At 61.1% G+C, this 18,106-nt stretch carries 19 protein-coding genes; 7 read left to right on the plus strand and 12 right to left on the minus strand.

Features of this window, described 5'->3' with window-relative positions:
* Positions 1-196: 196 nt before the first annotated feature.
* The 5 genes from BG457_RS20465 to BG457_RS01870 are packed head-to-tail and all read right to left on the minus strand — an operon-like array spanning position 197 to position 5,977.
* Positions 197-2,410, minus strand: a complete 2,214-nt coding sequence (locus tag BG457_RS20465) for a methyl-accepting chemotaxis protein (protein ID WP_071795243.1) — start codon at positions 2,408-2,410, stop codon at positions 197-199.
* Between the two features lie 48 nt (positions 2,411-2,458).
* Positions 2,459-4,111 (minus strand): methyl-accepting chemotaxis protein, encoded by a 1,653-nt coding sequence (locus BG457_RS01855; protein WP_071795244.1) that lies wholly within the window; start codon positions 4,109-4,111, stop codon positions 2,459-2,461.
* Positions 4,108-4,494, minus strand: a complete 387-nt coding sequence (locus BG457_RS01860; RefSeq protein ID WP_071795245.1) for a hypothetical protein — start codon at positions 4,492-4,494, stop codon at positions 4,108-4,110. Before BG457_RS01860 ends, BG457_RS01855 begins: the two co-directional genes overlap by 4 nt.
* Positions 4,495-4,505: 11 nt before the next feature.
* On the minus strand, positions 4,506-5,024 hold the full coding sequence (locus BG457_RS01865) for a chemotaxis protein CheD (protein WP_071795246.1): 519 nt from the start codon (positions 5,022-5,024) through the stop codon (positions 4,506-4,508).
* Positions 5,018-5,977, minus strand: a complete 960-nt coding sequence (locus tag BG457_RS01870; RefSeq protein ID WP_175546701.1) for a CheB methylesterase domain-containing protein — start codon at positions 5,975-5,977, stop codon at positions 5,018-5,020. Before BG457_RS01870 ends, BG457_RS01865 begins: the two co-directional genes overlap by 7 nt.
* 323 nt (positions 5,978-6,300) lie before the next feature.
* Here BG457_RS01870 and BG457_RS01875 point away from each other — a divergent pair, with 323 nt between their 5' ends.
* From BG457_RS01875 to BG457_RS01900, 6 genes are read left to right on the plus strand one after another with little or no spacing between them, the layout of a single operon-like run.
* Entirely contained in the window at positions 6,301-6,570 is a 270-nt protein-coding gene (locus BG457_RS01875) for an STAS domain-containing protein (protein WP_071795248.1), read from the plus strand.
* Between the two features lies 1 nt (position 6,571).
* Complete coding sequence (locus BG457_RS01880; RefSeq protein WP_071795249.1) at positions 6,572-6,940, plus strand: response regulator; 369 nt, start codon at positions 6,572-6,574, stop codon at positions 6,938-6,940.
* Positions 6,941-6,945: 5 nt separating this feature from the next.
* Positions 6,946-9,078: a chemotaxis protein CheA gene (locus BG457_RS01885; RefSeq protein WP_071795250.1), complete on the plus strand. Its 2,133-nt coding sequence runs from the start codon at positions 6,946-6,948 to the stop codon at positions 9,076-9,078.
* Positions 9,079-9,081: 3 nt separating this feature from the next.
* A complete protein-coding gene (locus tag BG457_RS01890; protein WP_071795251.1) occupies positions 9,082-9,552 on the plus strand; it encodes a chemotaxis protein CheW in 471 nt (156 codons plus the stop codon).
* Positions 9,553-9,556: 4 nt separating this feature from the next.
* Positions 9,557-10,393: a CheR family methyltransferase gene (locus tag BG457_RS01895; protein WP_071795252.1), complete on the plus strand. Its 837-nt coding sequence runs from the start codon at positions 9,557-9,559 to the stop codon at positions 10,391-10,393.
* A gap of 25 nt (positions 10,394-10,418) precedes the next feature.
* Positions 10,419-10,808 carry a response regulator gene (locus BG457_RS01900; protein WP_071795253.1) on the plus strand — a complete coding sequence of 130 codons (390 nt, stop codon included), beginning with the start codon at positions 10,419-10,421 and terminating at the stop codon, positions 10,806-10,808.
* 554 nt (positions 10,809-11,362) lie between these two features.
* On the opposite strand, the gene BG457_RS01910 is transcribed toward BG457_RS01900, so the two are convergent.
* Positions 11,363-13,111 carry a methyl-accepting chemotaxis protein gene (locus tag BG457_RS01910; RefSeq protein ID WP_175546702.1) on the minus strand — a complete coding sequence of 583 codons (1,749 nt, stop codon included), beginning with the start codon at positions 13,109-13,111 and terminating at the stop codon, positions 11,363-11,365.
* A 48-nt stretch (positions 13,112-13,159) separates the two neighbouring features.
* Here BG457_RS01910 and BG457_RS20105 point away from each other — a divergent pair, with 48 nt between their 5' ends.
* Positions 13,160-13,591, plus strand: a complete 432-nt coding sequence (locus BG457_RS20105; protein ID WP_175546703.1) for a hypothetical protein — start codon at positions 13,160-13,162, stop codon at positions 13,589-13,591.
* A 488-nt stretch (positions 13,592-14,079) separates the two neighbouring features.
* Here the strand turns inward: BG457_RS20105 and BG457_RS01915 are convergent, their stop codons facing one another.
* The 6 genes from BG457_RS01915 to BG457_RS01940 form a co-directional block, all read right to left on the minus strand.
* The gene (locus tag BG457_RS01915) at positions 14,080-15,231 is read right to left on the minus strand and encodes an ABC transporter substrate-binding protein (protein WP_071795256.1); all 1,152 of its coding nucleotides are present in this window, start codon (positions 15,229-15,231) and stop codon (positions 14,080-14,082) included.
* Positions 15,232-15,396: 165 nt separating this feature from the next.
* A complete protein-coding gene (locus BG457_RS01920) occupies positions 15,397-16,122 on the minus strand; it encodes a DUF1428 domain-containing protein (RefSeq protein WP_071795257.1) in 726 nt (241 codons plus the stop codon).
* An 11-nt stretch (positions 16,123-16,133) separates the two neighbouring features.
* Positions 16,134-16,700, minus strand: coding sequence for a dihydrofolate reductase family protein (locus BG457_RS01925; protein WP_071795258.1), 567 nt, complete (start codon positions 16,698-16,700; stop codon positions 16,134-16,136).
* A 4-nt stretch (positions 16,701-16,704) separates the two neighbouring features.
* Entirely contained in the window at positions 16,705-17,121 is a 417-nt protein-coding gene (locus BG457_RS01930; protein ID WP_071795259.1) for an SRPBCC domain-containing protein, read from the minus strand.
* Between the two features lie 33 nt (positions 17,122-17,154).
* Complete coding sequence (locus BG457_RS01935; protein WP_071795260.1) at positions 17,155-17,550, minus strand: GFA family protein; 396 nt, start codon at positions 17,548-17,550, stop codon at positions 17,155-17,157.
* A 22-nt stretch (positions 17,551-17,572) separates the two neighbouring features.
* Positions 17,573-18,103, minus strand: coding sequence for a dihydrofolate reductase family protein (locus BG457_RS01940; RefSeq protein WP_071795261.1), 531 nt, complete (start codon positions 18,101-18,103; stop codon positions 17,573-17,575).
* Positions 18,104-18,106 lie beyond the last annotated feature (3 nt).

Genomic DNA, 18,106 nt, shown 5'->3' on the forward strand with positions numbered 1-18,106 from the left:
TTCGCTGGCTCCGCCGCCAATCTGCCTGATCTTGCGCAAAGGGTGTCGCCGCAGTTTGCGCTCTTCCAGATCGGCATCGCTGAACAGTGACGCGCCCGTCTCGTCTGTCTTGCGCATCCTCACCCACTGCCTATTGGTGCTGAGTGCGAACCATGTTGCCGATCCGCTGTCGAGCCAGGACTATTTCGGCGAGCCGCTAGAAATCGAGGAATTCCGCTCCCGCCGCCTTTTGGGCCGGTGTCGCCTTTGACCTTCGCGCCGCGGCATCCGGCGGCCAGCCTGCACGCGGTTTTGGCATAGCTATGACGCCCTTGGCGCCATGACCGGACGGGTGGCTGATCTTGAAGCCCTCAAGCTCTCGTTGCAAATTCTCCGCCTGACGCTGCAGCGAATTTGCCGCTGCATTGGTTTCCTGCGCAACGGCGGCGTTCTGTTGCGTTACCTGATCGAGCTGGCTGACTCCGACGTTGATTTCGCCAAGGCCCGTCGATTGTTCAACTGTTGTAACCGCGATGGCTGCGACATGTTCCGATACTTCGATAGCTTTGCGCAGGATCTCCTCAAGGCTTTGGCCGGTTTTGTCGACCAGCGTTGACCCGGTTTCGACCTGCCTGGTGCTTTCCGAGATCAAGGACTTGATTTCCCGGGCTGAATTGGACGCCCGTTGCGCCAGCCCCCTGACTTCTGACGCCACGACGGCAAAACCGCGCCCGGCTTCTCCGGCCCGGGCTGCCTCTACCCCTGCGTTTAGGGCAAGCAGATTTGTCTGAAAGGCAATGTCGTCAATGACACCGATGATCCGATTGATCTGTTCCGAGGAGCGTTCGATCTTCTTCATTGCATCGACGGCGTCGCGCACCACTTCCGCACCGGCTTCGGCGATGACCCTGTTCTCTTCCGACACTTTCTGCGCGTTCTTGGCCCGGGTCGCGGTCAGTTGCACACTTTCCGTCAACTGATTGAGCGCGGCAGCGGATTGCTCCAGCGTCGCGGCCTGGGTTTCCGCGCGCGACGAAAGGTCCATGGCGGCGGCCGTGATCTCGTCCGAACCGGACCGAACGCTTACCGCGACATCCGAGACTCGCGACAATGTCGAGGACAATGTCGATGTCAGGCTGTTGAAGGCCGTGCGCAGCGTTTCATACTCTGCAGGGAAAGGATCATCCGCTGGGCTTTCGATGAGATGCGTCACGTCCCCCTCGGCAAGACGTTTGAGCCCGTCGCCGATATCTTGGACAACACGAGCCTGGATTCTCGACTGGGTCTCCCGGACTTCAATCGACTCGGCGCGTGCCTGGCGCGCGGCTTGTTCATCCGCGACGCGCTGGATGGCATTTTCCTTGAATACCTTGAGAGCCTGCGACAATTGCGCAAGATCTCCCCTGCCGTCAGTGCCGGTGATCTCGACCGCCAGATCGCCCGAAGCAAGCTTCAGGGTTTGATCAAGGGTCGCGGCGAGGCGCCGAGAAAGGACAATCGACAGGAAGATACCCAGAGCCGCCGCGATGACTGATGCGAGGACCACACCGCCCAGCATGTAGGTGACGATCCCGCCAATATGACGATAGATCTCGTCCGAGCGGCGAATGCGCTCTGCACGGGTTTGCCGTCGAACCTCTGCCATCAACTGCCGCACCTCTTCTGTCGTGCCGAGCACGTCGTCCAGCGCCCGGCGTGCCTCAATCTCGACAGTCTTCATCTCCAGCGCGACGGCCCAGTATTCGCTGACACCGCGCATGGCACTCGCCATCAGGCTGCGTTCTTCATCGGTCAGTTCGCCGACTGGGATCCGACCGAGTTCTGCAACGGCCCTGTCATAAGGATCGCCTGCCTTCTGGAAGTCGGCAATGTCGCCGGAGTCGAGGAACCGGCCCATCCGGTCTCGGGTGATCAGAGAATTCTCGGACGCACGCAGGGCGTGATAGGCGAGATCCTTTTCCCCGCGGCTTTCGAGAGACGCAAGCAGCCCCTCGATATGGCGCCAATGCTCAGTCCCGAGGCTACGGAGTTCGGCACTCAAGGCCGCGCGCTGCTCATTCAACGGCACGAGATTGTTCACCTCGTCGATATGACGGTCTTTCAGCGCTGCCATCAGCCTTGCTGCTCCGATACCGCGTTCGGCAAGGCTGATGGACATATTGCGCACGCGTTCCATTTTCGCGATGACGGTCTCGCCGGTGGCACCTTCATGATGCTCGATGAAATGTTCGACTTCGATGGATGCGTCACTGATAAAGGCCCAGAGATCCGCGGAGTCTTCGGAAACCTGCACCGCGTTCTCGAACTCGCCGAAATAGTCGCCGAGCTGTGTGAGTTTCGTCCAGCTGAAGGCCGCCAGCATGACGAAAAGCCCCATGACGATGCCGAAGCTGATGGCGATCTGGGTTCCGAACTTGAAATTCTTGAGCATGCTGTTCCCCGATGGTTATCGTTCAAGACATGGCCTGGTGATCGGATATCAGGCGCATCTGTCGACCGCAGGATAGGGATTTGCGTCTGAGAGATCCGTTTCGGTCGATCGGATCGCGGAGTTGAGATCCAGCGGGCGCACAGGGGCCTTGAAGGCAGCAAGGGTCGCCGCGAGGTCATCAGCCTTTTCCGAGATGCCCTGCACGAGGACGCGGGTGTGCTCGATGGCAGCATGGGTCGGTCGGGTCAGGGCGTCTGAGCGCTCAAGGCTTTTCTTGGCATGCTGCAGATCTGCGTCCTGTTCGCGCGATGCTTCCACAAGAAGACTGATCAAGCTGCGTATCTGCACGGCCCTTTCGACCATCTGTGACAAGGCCGTCTCCGTCTTGGCAACGAGTTCGGAGCCTGATTTCACCTGCGCGTCGCTTTCGGAAATGAGACTGCGGATTTCGCGGGCGGAGCCGGCGGCGCGTTCTGCAAGGCCGCGGACTTCCGTCGCGACAACGGCAAACCCCCTGCCCGCGTCGCCCGCGCGCGCGGCTTCGACACCTGCGTTCAGGGCGAGCAGATTGGTCTGGAAGGCGATATTCTCGATCACCCCGATGATCCGGGTGATCTGACCCGCGCTTTGTTCGATAGCCTGCATGGCGGCAATTGCTTGCAGCACCACCGCGCCGCCTTTCAAGGCAAGCTCCTGGTTCTCGTCGCTTTCGGTTTCGGCCCTGTGCGCGGTGTCGAGGCTGGCGGCAACCTTGGCCATGACCTGTAGCAGGGTCTGCGCGCTATCCGACATGGTTGTGGCCTGTGTGCACGCCCTTTCGAGAACGCCTTGCACGGCGCGTTCTATTTCGAGGGAATCCCCACGGATACTGCCGGAAATGGAATCGACCCTTTCGACCAGATCGTGAAGTTGATGCAGCGTGGTGTTATAGGCCTCGCGCAGGGCTTCGTAATCTGCCGGGAAGGGGTTATCCGGCGGGTTCGGGATCGGCGCTGTCAGATCTCCCTGCGCCAGTCGCACCAGACCCGCCTCGATTTCAGAGACCACGCGGGTTTGCGTCGCGATGCGGCGCGCGCGTTCATGCGCTTCTGCGTCGCGCTGTTCAAGCCGCGCCTGACGCTCGGCCTCTGCCTCTGAAAACGCTTCTTCGGCGGCCTGCTTGTCCTGTTCCGCGCGGGCAAAGGCCGCGACGAGCTTGAGGCCGATGACCGTCAGGGCGACGGCCTCGACCAGCAGGATGACCGCATGCACAATCACCCTGCCAAGATCCGCATCGCCAAGAAAAACCGCGCTTGGCATGAGAAAGGCGAGGGAAAGGTGATGGATCACGACAAATGCCGTGAAGGTTGCGATCGCAAGCCAGTTGCAATAGACCGCCAGCACCGCAAGCGCCGCGAAGAATTGCATATGCATGTCCGGTTGCCAGACATGGCCTTCGAACTGATAGACAATCAGGGCGATGCCAATCGCCAGGGCCATGGCCCCGGTCAACTGGTTGCGCGAAGAGCCGGGGGCGAGCCGATAATCCACCGTCGCCACCGCAGCAAGAACGATCAACCCGGAGAGGACCGCCGGGTTCTGCGCGCCGATGATCACCCCGGCAAGAAGGGATTGAGCGATCATGACCCAGCTCAGGATCATCACCCAACAGGCCCCGGCCTCGCGGAGCCGGAGAAGGGCGATCGGTGTATCCGGGGTCATCTGCCGAACTCCTTTGATTGTGCGCATCCGGGCGGGGGCGCCCCAGAGAGACGCAAGGCACTGCCGAGCCGCCACGCGCTGAACTGCCGCCGCTCCTCCGCCGACAGATGGTCGAGTCCGAGGACAAGAAGACGCCCACTCCAGCCAATATCGCGCAGCGGAAGTGCCAGCGCCTTCAGTTCAGAGGTGATCGTCGCGTTCTGGACCCATGGCGGATAGTAGAGTATCGCCGCAAGGTCGTCGGATCTTGGCGCGAGGCGCTGGGTCAGCAGGTATAGAATCCCCGAAATTGCGATCACAAGCGCCGGGCCAAGGCTGCCCGCGACCGAGTTCGCAAGGCAACCGGGGGAAGGTTCTGCAGCGCTGAAGCCCGTGATTGACATGCCCCGACCCCCTAGACGCGATCAGCGCGCATTGGCAGCGCGGTGGATGGCTTTTCCACCGGCAGGGGCATTTGCGAGCCGAGCCGCTGGATGCGCGCATGGCCTGTCGCGGGCCAGAAGCGCAATCCTCGCGCCTGGGTTCCGCCGAGATCGCTGCTGACGACCGGGATCCCCTCCTTGCGCAGAAAATCCGCCGCTGCCAGGGCATTTCTGCGCCCGATGTCCGGCAGATTTGCCATTCTCCAGGCGCCTCCGAACAGCTTCGCCTCAAGCCGTCCCCTGTCCGCCCCCGCGCGCAGGAGCGACCGAACGAGAGCTTCCATCGCTGCCGTTGCATAGCGGTGTTCTGCAGGATCTGTGCCCGCATCCGGAAGGAGAAAGTGATTTGCACCACCAATCCGCAGGACCGGATCGAAGAGACAGGCTGACACGCAGGATCCGAGGATGGTGGTGATGACGACATTTTCATCCCTCGAAATCGCATGTTCGCCTTGAATGATATTGAGCGCCCGCTCTCCCGCTGTCAGCATCGTACACCACTCTCGTGCCGGAGGGCGGCCGTCTTGCACGTCAGGATGGCCGCAGCGATCTGGTCAAGTGGCAAGACGACGCTGGCGCCGCCGCGCTGTATCGCGGCCTGCGGCATGCCCCAGACAACCGAACTGATCCTGTCCTGCGCGACCGTAAAGGCGTTCTTCTGGCGCAGGCTGACCATACCGTTTGCACCATCAGAGCCCATTCCGGTCAGAAGCGCGACCGAGATCCGATACCACTCCGTCAGTGCGGCAAGGCTTTCGAAAAGGACGTCGATCGAGGGTCTGTGCCGCGCCACTTCGGGGGCATCGACATAGCGCACTCTTAGACCCGCCCGTGCTACCAGCCCCAGATGCTGCTCCGGTCGGGTTGCGACATAGACGCGGCCGCGCTGCAGTTCCGCCCCGTCGATTGCGGGCACAACAGTAGGCGCGACCATCATATCCAGCCTTCGGACAAACCCGTCAGCATAGCCCGTGCGGATGTGCTGCACGACCAGGGTCGGCGGACAATCCGCCGGAAATGCCGAGAGGATCGTTTCAATTGCGGCGATCCCACCAGTCGAGGCCCCGATTCCGATGATATCCGGCCCGTCTTTGCGATTGCTGACATGACGGGCCTGCGGCTCTGACGGGCGAGGGGTGGAAAGCCTGGTCAGACGCGCAGGCGGGGGTGACACTGCACGCCGAGCATCCTGCGTCGGCAAAAGCGCCTTCAGCAGGGCACCGGCGCCATCGCCAGCATGAATCTCGACATGCGGATAGGGAACATCGGGAAAGGGTGGCGCACCATGGATCACGACATCTGCCTTGATCAATTGCAACAGACCGGAGAGGCCTGCGAACTCCTGCAGACGGGCGAATTCAACCGCGACCGCGATGAAACGCGGCGACAACTGCTCTATGTGTCGGTAGGCCTCTCCCGAGGTCGAGACACCGATCGCGAGCAAATCTGTTCGCCCCTCGCATGCAGCGACAATCATCTTGCGACGAGCACTGTTCGGATCAGCGATCACAAATGTCTGGACAGTGGGTGTTTTCATGTTTCGGCCGTTGCCTTGCGCCTTCGCTTCGGAGCACAGCTTCCACGCAAATACTTAACATTTGATTGTGCTGTCCTGAGCTTGAGCTTTGGTTTTCTCCGGGTTCGCGACATCCGGGCGGAGAAAGAGTTTGTTAAGCAGTGGGTGGTAGCAATTCATAGGCACGCACATGCATGCCTCTGGGCCGGGCAAACTGACCGACAGGCCGCGTTGACGAGAGGGATTTTGTCGTGACGAGCATTCAACTGCCAGCAAACCTGGATCTGGGCGGCGCTGCGGCACTCGCTGTACAGCTTCTGGAGGCGCGCGGAAGCGAACTCGCGCTCGATGCGTCCGGGGTGCAGCGGCTGACCGGCATCGGGCTTGAGGTGCTGATCGCGGCGCAGAAGCAATGGCGCTCGGATGGCTGCGCGTTTTCGGTTTCGGGCTGGACTGATCCTGTCCTGCAGACCCTGCAGACGCTCGGCGCAGTTCCCGCGTATCTTTCCGAGGGGGGGTGACATGTGCGTGCGCATCCTGGCCATCGACGATTCGCCCACCATCCGGGGGCTGCTCAGTCGCGCCCTCAGGAAGGCCGGATTCGAAGTGTATAGCGCGACCGACGGGATGGAGGGGCTCGGAACCCTCGTCGATGCGGATCCGCATCTGATCATTACCGATATCAACATGCCGCGGCTGGACGGGTTTGGCGTGATCGAGCGCGTCAGGGCCAGTCTTGAATACGCCACCGTTCCGATTCTGGTACTGAGCACCGAATATGGCGCAGATCTGAAGGCGCGCGCGCGCAAAGCGGGCGCAACCGGCTGGATCGTGAAACCTTTCGAGGATGAGCAGATCGTAGCCACCATCAACAAGGTCTTGGGAAGGTAGCATTTATGCCGAATGCCGACGATTTCCTGGAATTGTTCTTTACCGAATGTGACGAGCTGCTCGACAGCGTTGCAACCGGTCTGCGCGCCATGGATGACGGCAGCTATGACATGGAGACGGTTCATGCCGTCTTTCGCGGAGTGCATTCCATGAAAGGCGGTGCCGCCGCCTTTGGCCTGACGGCCCTGGTGGCCTTTGCGCATAAGTTCGAAACTGCGCTGGACCTTTTGCGCTCGAACGCGCTCGATCTTACACCGCAGGTCATGGCGGTTTTCCACCGCTGTTCGGATTGTCTGGCAGATCTTGTCGAGGCCGCGCGCCGCGAGGATAGTTCGGACCACGCGCAGATGCAGGAGCTTCTTGACGAGCTTGGCAAGCTGATCGGGTCGCAGGAAGAGCCCGAGGATCAGATCGTATTCGTCCCCATGGCGATGAATATGTCCGACATCACGCCGATACTGTCACAGGACAGCTACGCAATTTCCCTGCAACCCGACACGGACCTGTATCGGACGGGGAATGATCCGGCGGCCTTGATCAAGGCGCTGGAAAAGCTGGGCACAACGCATGTGACGCTGAACGCGGATCAGGTGCCGGTGCTTGCGGACTGGTCCCGTGACCAGCCGGGGCTGAAATGGGATATCGATTTCCGGACAGATGCGCCGGAACACGAAATTGAGTCAGTTTTCGAATTTGTGGAAGATTGTTGCAAGCTTTCGATCACGGCTGTGGATCAGTCCGAAGCTCAAGGCGATTGTGACATAATCCGCCCCAGCGCCGCCGCCGGGCATGGGCCGCATGAGACTCGCCTCACCTCCGATCCCGTGTCGGCTGCCGATACGGGCGGTCCAGAAACGGCGGGGCCGCGGCCCGCCCCAGGCACCGAGGCGCGCGCGCAGGTTTCTTCCGCCAAGGCAGCAGAGACCGCTTTCAACGTCACAATCCGAGTCGGACTCGACCGGGTTGACCGGTTGATGAACATGATCGGCGAACTCGTGATCAAAGAGGCCATGCTCACTCAGGTGATTCAGGCCGCCGGACTCACCAAGGAGCCCGAGGTCGCCGGGGCCCTCGACGGATTGCGCCAGCTTGCAGGCGAAATCCAGGAAAGCGTCATGGCGATTCGGGCCCAGCCGCTGAAACAGGTGTTCCAGCGCATGCACCGTATTGTCCGAGAGGCGGCCGACGCGACCGGCAAACAGGTGCGCGTGGTGACGCAGGGCGAGCAGACCGAGGTCGACAAGACCATGATCGAACGGCTCATAGAGCCCCTGACCCATATGATCCGCAATTCTGTCGATCACGGGCTTGAGGATGCCGTCACGCGCCAGCGCAACGGGAAGCCGCTTGAAGGTGTGATCACCCTGTCGGCGGCACATAAATCAGGTCGGGTGCAGATCGAGGTCAGCGATGACGGTGGCGGGATAAACCGGACGAGAGTGCGCCAGATTGCCGAGGAAAAGGGTCTTGTCACGCTGGGCGCATCACTGACTCCGGGTGAGATCGACTCGCTCCTGTTTCTGCCGGGATTTTCATCGAAGACCGAAGTTTCCGCCCTGTCAGGTCGGGGTGTCGGTCTGGATGTCGTCCGGCGCGAGATCACGGCGCTTGGTGGACGGGTGATGATTTCATCAAGCGAGGGGAATGGCACGACCTTCACGATCACCCTGCCGCTGACGCTGGCCGTGCTCGAAGGCATGTTGATCCAGTTGAACGATCAGACCATGATTCTGCCGATTACGGCGGTTCTCGAAACCCTCAGGCCGGATCAGGCTACGCTCTGTCGTATCGGTCGAAGCGGCCGGGCCCTGCAAAACCGGGGAGAATTGATCCCGATCCTCGATCTTGCGTGCCATTTCGGCGTGCGGCAGGAACCGGCCAGGGTTGAAGACAGCGTTCTGATCGTGGTCGAAGCCGACAATCGCAAACGCGCGGCCTTTCAGGTTGATGCAATTTTCGACCAGAGGCAGGTGGTCATCAAGAGTCTCGAAGAGAATTACGGCCGTGTCCCCGGCGTCTCGGCTGCGACGATCCTTGGCGATGGCAAAATCGCGCTGATTATCGATCCCGAAGAACTCATCCAGACCTCAACATCAGATCCGAACCGCGAACGCATCGCTCTTGTCGCAAATGGTTAACACATGCTCCAGACAATGATTCATAACACTCTTGGCAAACATGACGTCGTCGTGTTCAAACTTGCCGATCAGGATTTCTGTATCAATATTGGACTGGTCCGTGAAATCCGGGGCTGGTCACCTACGACGATGCTGCCCCATGCGCCGGATTATGTGCGCGGGGTGATCAATCTGCGCGGATCGGTCGTCACTGTCGTCGATCTTTCCGCACGCCTGGGCTTCGGCAAATCGGAACCGACCCACCGGCATGTCGTGATCATCGCGATGCATGAAGGCAGGATCGTCGGACTTCTGGCGGATCTCGTCTCGGATATCGTGAGCATCAGTGACGATTCAATCCAGGCGGTTCCGGACATTGCCGCCGATCCGTCGCAAGAGTTCATTTCGGGCATGATCACCTTCGAGGATGGCCGGATCCTTCGGAAGATTGATCTTGAGCAGTTGCTTCCTGATCCTGCGCGAACCGGAAACTGATCCCATGCAGCAGATCGTCCCCCGCTTGAGCACGGATCAGTTCGCGCGACTGGCGCGCATCGTGTACGAGGATTCCGGTATCTTCCTGGCCGAGTCGAAGCATGGCCTGCTGACGGCGCGGATCAACTCCCGGCTCCGGGCGCTGGGGCTTGGGGACTATGCCGGGTATTGTGAGTTTCTCGACGGTCCGGGGGGCGCGGCGGAGCGGCGCCGACTTCTTGTTGCAATCACGACGAATGTCACCGCCTTCTTTCGCGAGGCGCATCACTTCGCGCTGCTGGCCGAGACGATCTTGCCGCCCCTGATCGCGCGGGCAAAGTCGGGCGGGCGCGTCAGGCTCTGGTCTTCTGCCTGTTCTTCCGGAGAGGAGGCCTATTCCATCGCGATGATCGTGCTGGAGAGGTTTCCTGAAGCGGCCCGGTATGATTTCCGGATTCTCGCGACGGATATTGACCCGGAAATGATCGCGCGGGCAAAACAGGGAGAATATGACGGTCCTGCGCTGCGGGGCCTTTCCGAAAACCGTCGGACGAAGTTCTTCACAGAGATAGGCGGGCGCTTCCATACCCGAGCGGTTCTGAAGAAACTCTTGTGTTTCGGAGAACTGAACCTGCATGGCGACTGGCCGTTTTCGCGACGTTTCGATGTGATTTTCTGCCGCAATGTCGTCATCTATTTCGATATCCCGACGCGTCAGCGCCTTTGGAAGCGGTTCGCTGAACTCCTTTATCCGGAAGGATATCTCATGATCGGTCACTCGGAACGTATCGACGGGCCTGCTGCAGCCAGGTTCCGAAGCGTCGGTACCACCGCTTATCAGGTGGTGCCCGCGACGACCTGACCAGAATATATCGAAGGAATAACCCATGCCGCTCAAATCCCAGCTTCATATAATGGTTGTTGATGACATGGCAGTCAGTCGTGGGCTGATCGAGCAAGCCCTTGACTGGGCCGGGATCACAAAGGTGCAATATGAGGCAAATGGCGAAAAGGCGCTCAACCGCCTGATCGCCGCGCCTGTGCATCTGGTGATCTCGGATTACAACATGCCCGGGATGGACGGGCTCCAGCTGCTTGAAGGCCTCCGCAGTAACAAGGCAACGCAAAGGATCGGCTTCATTCTTGTGACAGGAACGGCAAATCGAGAGCTGATCCAGCGGGGGATCGCCGCCGGCATGAACAATTTCATTGCCAAGCCCTTCACCAAGGAAGCGATGCTGCGCAGCATCGAACTGGTCACCGGCAAGCTGACATGAGCGGAGATGTCCGCTTGGCAGCCTGTGGCGGAACAGACGTTGACAGAAGCGTCTCATTTCATTCGTTACTTGAACGGATCGCTGGGGAACTCGGCTCCCTGAGCATGCAATTGACTCAGATCGATCATGCTTTGGGAGAAACGCTTTCACGCAATGAGATACCAGATCATGCAACATTGCAGCAAATCGACAGGCTCCGACAGGAGCTTGAAGGGCTGCAGCACTTCGCCGAAACCCTCGGGAAAACCGTTGACAACTCCGGTAGGTGCGATCCTGTCCGGGCAGCGGCGGGCTTGAAGCTCCGCGCTCAGTCCTCGCGACTATTGGGGCTGGAGACGGACGTTCCTTCAAGCGATCTGTGGTAGCCCGGTTCTGCGCAGGCTGCCGAACTGGGGCGACTGTCGGGGCATAGGAGCTGTGTCACGCGACAGACATTCGAAGCAGCGGGCCGGGCTCATGGATGCGCAGTCTCTCCGCTGCCCGGATCATCGCTTGGACGGGCCGTTGCGCATGGCGATGCGCGCTCTTGGCCTGACGTTCCGGCAACACGCCGATCACGCAGAGCGCCGGTTTTGCAGCCCTTGGGGTGAGAGATCACAGTCAGCTTGTTGTCTCAGTCTGAACTTCGACAAATGCGCCATCAGGGAAGCTGCCTCACGCGACAAGGCTTCACTGGCGGCGGTTGTTTCCTCGACCATCGCGACGTTTTGCTGCGTGGCGGATTCTACGCGCGCAACCGCCGAGTTGATATTCTCGATACCAGAAGACTGCTCATCTGCAGATGCCGCAATTGCTTCGAAATCACTGGAAAACGTCATGATCGCAGCGCCGACAGTCGACAGGGATGTGCTGACCTCCGAGACCAGTTGCACGCCTTTTGCGACATCTGCATTGCTTTGCAAAAGCAAGGCGCTGATCTCTTGCACGGATTCAGAGGATCGCTGGGCGAGGGCGCGCACTTCGGTTGCGACGACAGCGAAGCCACGCCCCGAATCCCCTGCGCGGGCCGCCTCTACCCCGGCGTTGAGGGCCAGCAGATTGGTCTGAAAGGCGATATCTTCGATAACATCGATGATTTTCGCGACGCGACGCGAGGAGTCCTGGATCGTTTCCATCGCCTCGACTGCGTGGGAAAGGGTCTCGCGCCCTCCTTTCGAGCTTTCGACCGAGAGCCGAACCGTGTCTTTTGCGCCCTTCGTGCGGCTATGCGCCGAGTTGACAAGATCGGTCAGAACCAGAAGCGTCGATGCGGTCTGTTCAAGTTCGTCGGCACTGTTTGCGGTTCTTCGGGAGAGGTCTTGCGCCGCCTGGGCAATGCTGCCGGAATCGGCGGCGATATTGCTGGCGCTGCGAAGAACTTCGGCGATCGTTGCATTCAAGGTTGCGACTGCCGCGTTGAAGTCGTGGCGCAGGCGTTCATAGCTTTCCTCAAAAGGCTCATCGATACTGGTGTCAAGATCGCCTGCGGCCAGGTTCCCAAGCCCTTCTGCCAGGGCCGATACCACCGCCGTCTGACGTGCCATTGCGGCGTTGCGGTCGGCTTCGTCCTGTTTTCTGATCCGCTCGCGCTCCAGCTCCATCTGTTGTTTTTCGATCATGCCATCACGGAAGATGTGCAATGCCTTGGAGAGCGTGCCTATTTCCCCCGAGCCGGGGCGAAGGTAGTCGACAGCGCTCAGATCGCCATTCGCAAGTGCTGTCGTGGCGTTGGTTGCATGCCCGATGGGTCGGATCAGGGTGATCCAGGCAACCACGGGCGATATGATGGCAATTGCCGCGCTCAAGACCGCGATCACCACCAGCAGGGTTACGGAACTGTCGATACGCGCCCCGATCATGCCGCCCAGGTTTTCGATCTGGCGAAGGGCGCGGACGCCGCGTTCATCTGACGTCGCGGCAATCTGGTTCAACATGTGATTCACCGAGCGAAAGCTCTGAACCGCGCTGGCTTCGGCACGAATGCCTTCGAGTCGCGCGGTTTCGAGCATGGCGCCGGGGGCTGTCAGATCGAGGATCTGCCGGATCGTGGGTGCCAGTACCACTGGCAGGCTGTCGAAAGTGTCGGTCAGAACCTTGCGGGCAGTCGCGATGTTCTGCACCTCGCGCGCATGTGCATCTTCTGAGCCGGACAGGGCAAGGCGCATGGCCATCGCGACAAGATCGCGCGCCTGCGTTTCCAGCGTCGAGGTTTCGAGCAGCGGGGTGACATCGCGCAACAGCAGGGTTTCGATCGAGGCGCTGTTGCTGGCCTGCGTATCCTCGACGTTCAGTTCCAGCATGAACACGAGCGTATCGATCACCATTGTCAACTTCCTGTCGATTTCGGGTGCGAAGCGAAGAATTTCGCCGCGGTGTCGCATCCCGGCGGCAGCGCCTCGGGTCAGCATCGCATTGGCCTGATCCGAAAGTTCTTCCAGCTCCGCAGTCAGATCGGCCAGATCGGAGCCAGGTATGATTTCGCTGGTCAGGTTCGAAATGCGCGCAACCGAGGCGATGGCCAGATCGCGAATGATCGATTGCGCCGCCGCATCGGTGCCCGGAACATAAAGCAGGGCCGCCCCCTGCAATGCGTTTACTTGCACTTGCAGCCCCAGAGCGACGCGCAAACCCCGAAAATCTCGCTCGACAAGTTGATCCAGCGCTGTCCCCAGTTGCTCCACGGCGTTCTCACCTCCGAGGAGCAGATTGAAATAGGCTTCGTCCCGAAGTTCCCGCACGCGTTCGGAAAGCTGGCTGTTCAGCTCGAAAAGCGCCTCGATTTCGGATTCGGTCGTGTGCGATGAGTGAAATCCGACCAGCTTTGCGTCGATCAGGCTTTCAAGATAGCCCGCAAGCTGCCGGACCGGATCCTGCCCCTCAGAGTCCCGGCTGAGCCCTGCCTCGTCCAGTGCAGAGCGCAGCTTTGACAGTTCGCTGCGCGTGACATCGCGTTGCTGTACAAGGCTGTCATGCGTTGAGGCAGACAGGATTGTCACCATGTGGCGGTTCATTTCCGCCACCACGGCTCCCAGATCAAGAGCCCTTCTCAAGACAGGAAGCTCGTTGGCGACCAGATTCTCCATGGCGGTGTTGGTATCGCGAAAAACACCCAGACTGACCGCGACCGATACCCCCGTCGTTGCAATCAGTGTCAGGATGATTGCACCGATCTTGGCGGCGATGCGGTCGCGCCGTCTGTTATACCATTCCCGCATCGCTTGCTCTCCCGCATCTTTCGAGCGGGGCGTTGTCGCCACGCCGGATTTCTATCTGCGCGGTGAACACGGGGCGCTCAGCCTCCCGCACCCAGCTGCATGATTTCACCGTCAGGCGAGATCACTGTAAGAAAGACGTCATCAAGGCCCTGATTGTCGCCCGGCCCGAATTTCAGGACCATGCCGTCGATGTCGACATCCCTGAGCTCCTGCAAGGTGGCAAGAAAATGCGCGCGCGTCAGTTCCGGGCCAGCCGCTTCAAGTCCGGCAAGTGTGAAGCGTCCGACCAGATAGCCTTCGAGCGAGACGAAACCCGGTGTGGCGGCAGGGTCCAGAGCGGCCAGTGCCTCGGTGTAGCGCCGGACGACCGGGATCGAAATGTCATAGGGGTAGGGAACAACCTGTGAAATGATCACTCCGGCGCCTTCCGCGCCAAGTTCGCGCACGAAGGCATCGGTGCCAACGAAAGAGATATTGACGAAGGTTGCATCAAACTTCACCTGCCGCGCCGTGCGAACGAATTCGGCCATCGGATGATAGGGGCCGACCATGACGACGGCATCCGGCTTGCTGCGCCGCAGGTCCAGCAGCGCTCCGCGCACTGCGGTGGTGTTGCGTGCGAAAGGAGCCTGGGCCACAAGCGTCATGCCGCGACGCTCCAGCGCGGCGACAGTGCCTGAAAGCCCTGCGCGGCCAAAGCCGTCATCCTGAAACAGGATCGCGATATGCTTCATGCCGCGCTCATCGACGAGGTGCCGGATCCAGGTTTCGGTTTCGGCGTCGTAGGAGGCGCGCACATTGAACACATTCTTCAGCGTGGGGTTGCGTAAAAACGCGGCGCCGGTGAAAGGCCCGATAAAGGGGAGGCCGGCCTCTGTCGCGAGGGGCTGCGTCGCCTGTGATGTGGGTGTTCCGACCGGGCCGACCAAGGCCAGATGCGCATCGCCCGCGATGACATCGCGCGTTTGCGTGGCAGAAAGCTCGGGTTCATACCCGTCATCAAATGCGTCCAGCCGGATCATCCTGCCATGGATCCCCCCGGCGCGATTCGCTTCGTCGAAGGCGGCGCGCAGGCCAAGGTTCATGCCCTGACCAAGGGCACCGGCGGGGCCTTCCGTTGCTGCAACTTGCGCAAAAGTGACGGATTCCGGTGCAACCCCCTGCTGGGCGGAGGCCTGCCCGGCGAGGAGAAGTGCAAGTGCGGTCAACCCGCTGAGAACCTGTTTCATGGAACACTCCTTGGCAAATCCTGCATTGTGAATACGTGGATCTGTCTAAGGAAAGCTTAACCGGCAGTTGAAATAGCCACCGCCCGGAAGGGTTTGCTCCCTTCCGGGCGGTAGTGCCCGATCATAGTGTCAGGCGGCTGGTCCAGAGCATTGCCCGCCTGCGCGTCACGCGGGTGCTGGCGCCTGCACGACCGGGGCGAAGCCGCCATAGATCATTCGCGTCATGTCGAAGGGGCACTCGAACTCACCAAAGCGCGGGTCTTCGAAGATGCGGGCGTTTCCGGCATCGCGGGCGGCGCGGTCGGGCCATTGCACCCAGGAAAAGACCACGGCCTCATCGGGCTTCGCGGCGACAGCGCGGCGGAAATCGGTAAGTTCGCCCTCGGGCAGATCGGTTTCCCAGGTCTCGACGCACCAGACCGCGCCATGCTCCATGAAGATCGGATCGCAGTTGCGGGCGAAACTGGCGAAAGCCTCGCGCGCGTCACGCGGGATCGCGATCACATAACCGTCGAAAAACCCGCCCGGCTGTTGCGCCCCCAGTTCCAGTACCGGTTCGAAATTGCCCCAGATCACGCGCTTGCCGTCGAAGGGCATCGGGTTCTTCTCCGGATCGACGCGCGGGTCGCTCATCGCGGCCTGAAAACCCTTGTCCATCGTGGCCTTGTCCGGCCAGCTATAGAAGGAAAACACAATGCTTTCCTCTGGCTCGGCCAGCACGGATTGCGGGAAGGAGGTCACTTTGCCCGGTGGCACATCCTCGCCCCAGCCCTCGACAGCGGCACTCAGCCCGTGATCGAGGAAAGCTTCCGCCGCAAGCGCGGCATGGCGGATGAAGGCGTCGCGATTGGCGGTCGGGACGGCAGCGATGAATCCGGTGATGCTGGTCATGTTGGTTCTCCTTATCTGGTCGGGGTGGCACGGGAATAGATCAGAAGCAGGCTGCCGCTGGAAAAGCACTGGCAGTCGGTCAGCGTGAGGTCGAGCGGCTGGGCGATCCCGTCAAACAGCGTGGTGCCGCGCCCGATGGCGACAGGATAGAGCATGATCTCGATGGCATCGAGCAGCCCCAGCGGCGCAAGCGTGCGGATCAGCGTGGCGCTGCCGAGGATCGTCATGTCCGGCCCGTCACCGGCCTTGAGGGCGCGGAATTCTGCGGCCAGATCGCCGCTCAGAATGCGGGCTGGTCCCCAATCGGTGTGCTCAAGCCCGTTCGAGACCACGATTTTCTGTGCCCGGTTCATGCCTGCGGCGATGGCGGGGTGACTCTGTGCTGCCTCGGGGCGGGGCCAGAACCCGGCCATATGCTCGTAGGTCCGCCGCCCGAAGACCAGTGTTTCGCCGCGCGCGAGCTGTGCTTGCGAAAATGCCAGTTCTTCGGGGCCGTGCCGGGTCCAGGACAGATCGCCGCCCGGCCCGGTAAAGAAGCCATCAAGGGACTGGAAGGTGAAGCTGGTCAGGCGGGGCATGGCGCTAGCTTCGGGCCGCAACATAGGCGGCATAGCTGTCGAGGATCGCCTGCCAGCCATCGCGCTGCATCTCGACCGGGTGAGAGCTTTCAGGGTCGAAAACCGTGGTGACGCGGGTGCCGCCTTGTTCGGATACAAAGCGCGTGCGGGCCATGCGCCCGTCATCAAGGCGCAGGGACAATGCGTTCGGTGCATCGACCGCTTCATAGATGGCGGCGAAATCAAACCCCATGGATCCGTCGCGCGCTTCCATCCGGGCGACATGGCGACCGCCGGGCCGCAGATCGACCTGCGCTGTCGGGCAATGCCAGTCGGGCGACGCCTGATTCCACTGCGTGATCGCATCGGGTGAGGTGAAGGCGGCCCATGCGTCAGCGGGTGCGGCGGGAACAAGGGTTTCGACAGTGATCGGGCTGGTCATGGGTATCTCCTTTGCGGCTGAAGGGCTGGCCGGTCACAGATGCGCGGTAACAGCGGGGGGCGTGTCGAAGCGGTCCTGCGCGCCATCGAGATAGATGACGGGCAAGGCGGCGCGCGCCTCGGGCGTCAGGCCGTCAAGGCAGGCGATGTTCAGCGCCACGCCGCTGCCATCGCTCACCATGCCGAAGGGTTTGACCCCGCAGATGGTGCAGAAACGGTGCCGGATCCGCCCTGCGCCGAAGCGATATTCGGCGAGTTGTGCCTCGCCCGCGATCAGCCGGAACTGGTCAGCGGGCACGAAGGCGAGCCAGATGCGCGTCATCGCGCAGATCGAGCAATTGCAGCGGAACGTGCCTGCATCGAGATCGGCCTCGGCGTTGAACCGCACGGCGCCGCAATGGCACTGGCCGGTATAGGTCTGGTATGGCATGGGCGTCTCCGGTTGAGTGGGATCAGGCGGGTTCGTAGCGCAGGCGGATCACATCGCCGTCGATCAGATCATGGCCGATCAGGCGCAGCGCGGGTCGCTGGCCGGTGAAATAGGGGGTGCCCTGTCCCAGCACGACAGGGTGCAGGTAGATGCGGTACTCGTCGATCAGCCCGCGCGCGCCGAGATATCCGGCAAGGGTTGGGCCTGCGACCTCGATCTCGCCCTCCTGCGTGGATTTCAGCGCCTGCACGGCGGTCTCGACATCGCCGCTGATCAGGTTCGCGTTGGGGCCGAGGGTTGCGAGCGTTTGCGAGACCACCCATTTCGGCTGCTTCCGCCAGACTGCGGCAAAACCCGCGCCTTCGGGCTCCCAATCGGGGTGATCCTCGTCCCAATAGCGCATGATCTCGTAGATCCGCCGCCCATAGAGGCTGCCGGTCTGGGCCGCCGCCTCGTCGATGAAATGGCGAAACAGGCGCGGCCCCGGCGCGAAAGCGTTGTGATCGACGAAACCGTCAAGCGACATGTTCATGCCAAAGACGAGCCGGGCCATGAC

Source organism: Natronohydrobacter thiooxidans, from assembly GCF_001884735.1.
GTDB lineage: Bacteria > Pseudomonadota > Alphaproteobacteria > Rhodobacterales > Rhodobacteraceae > Roseinatronobacter > Roseinatronobacter thiooxidans_A.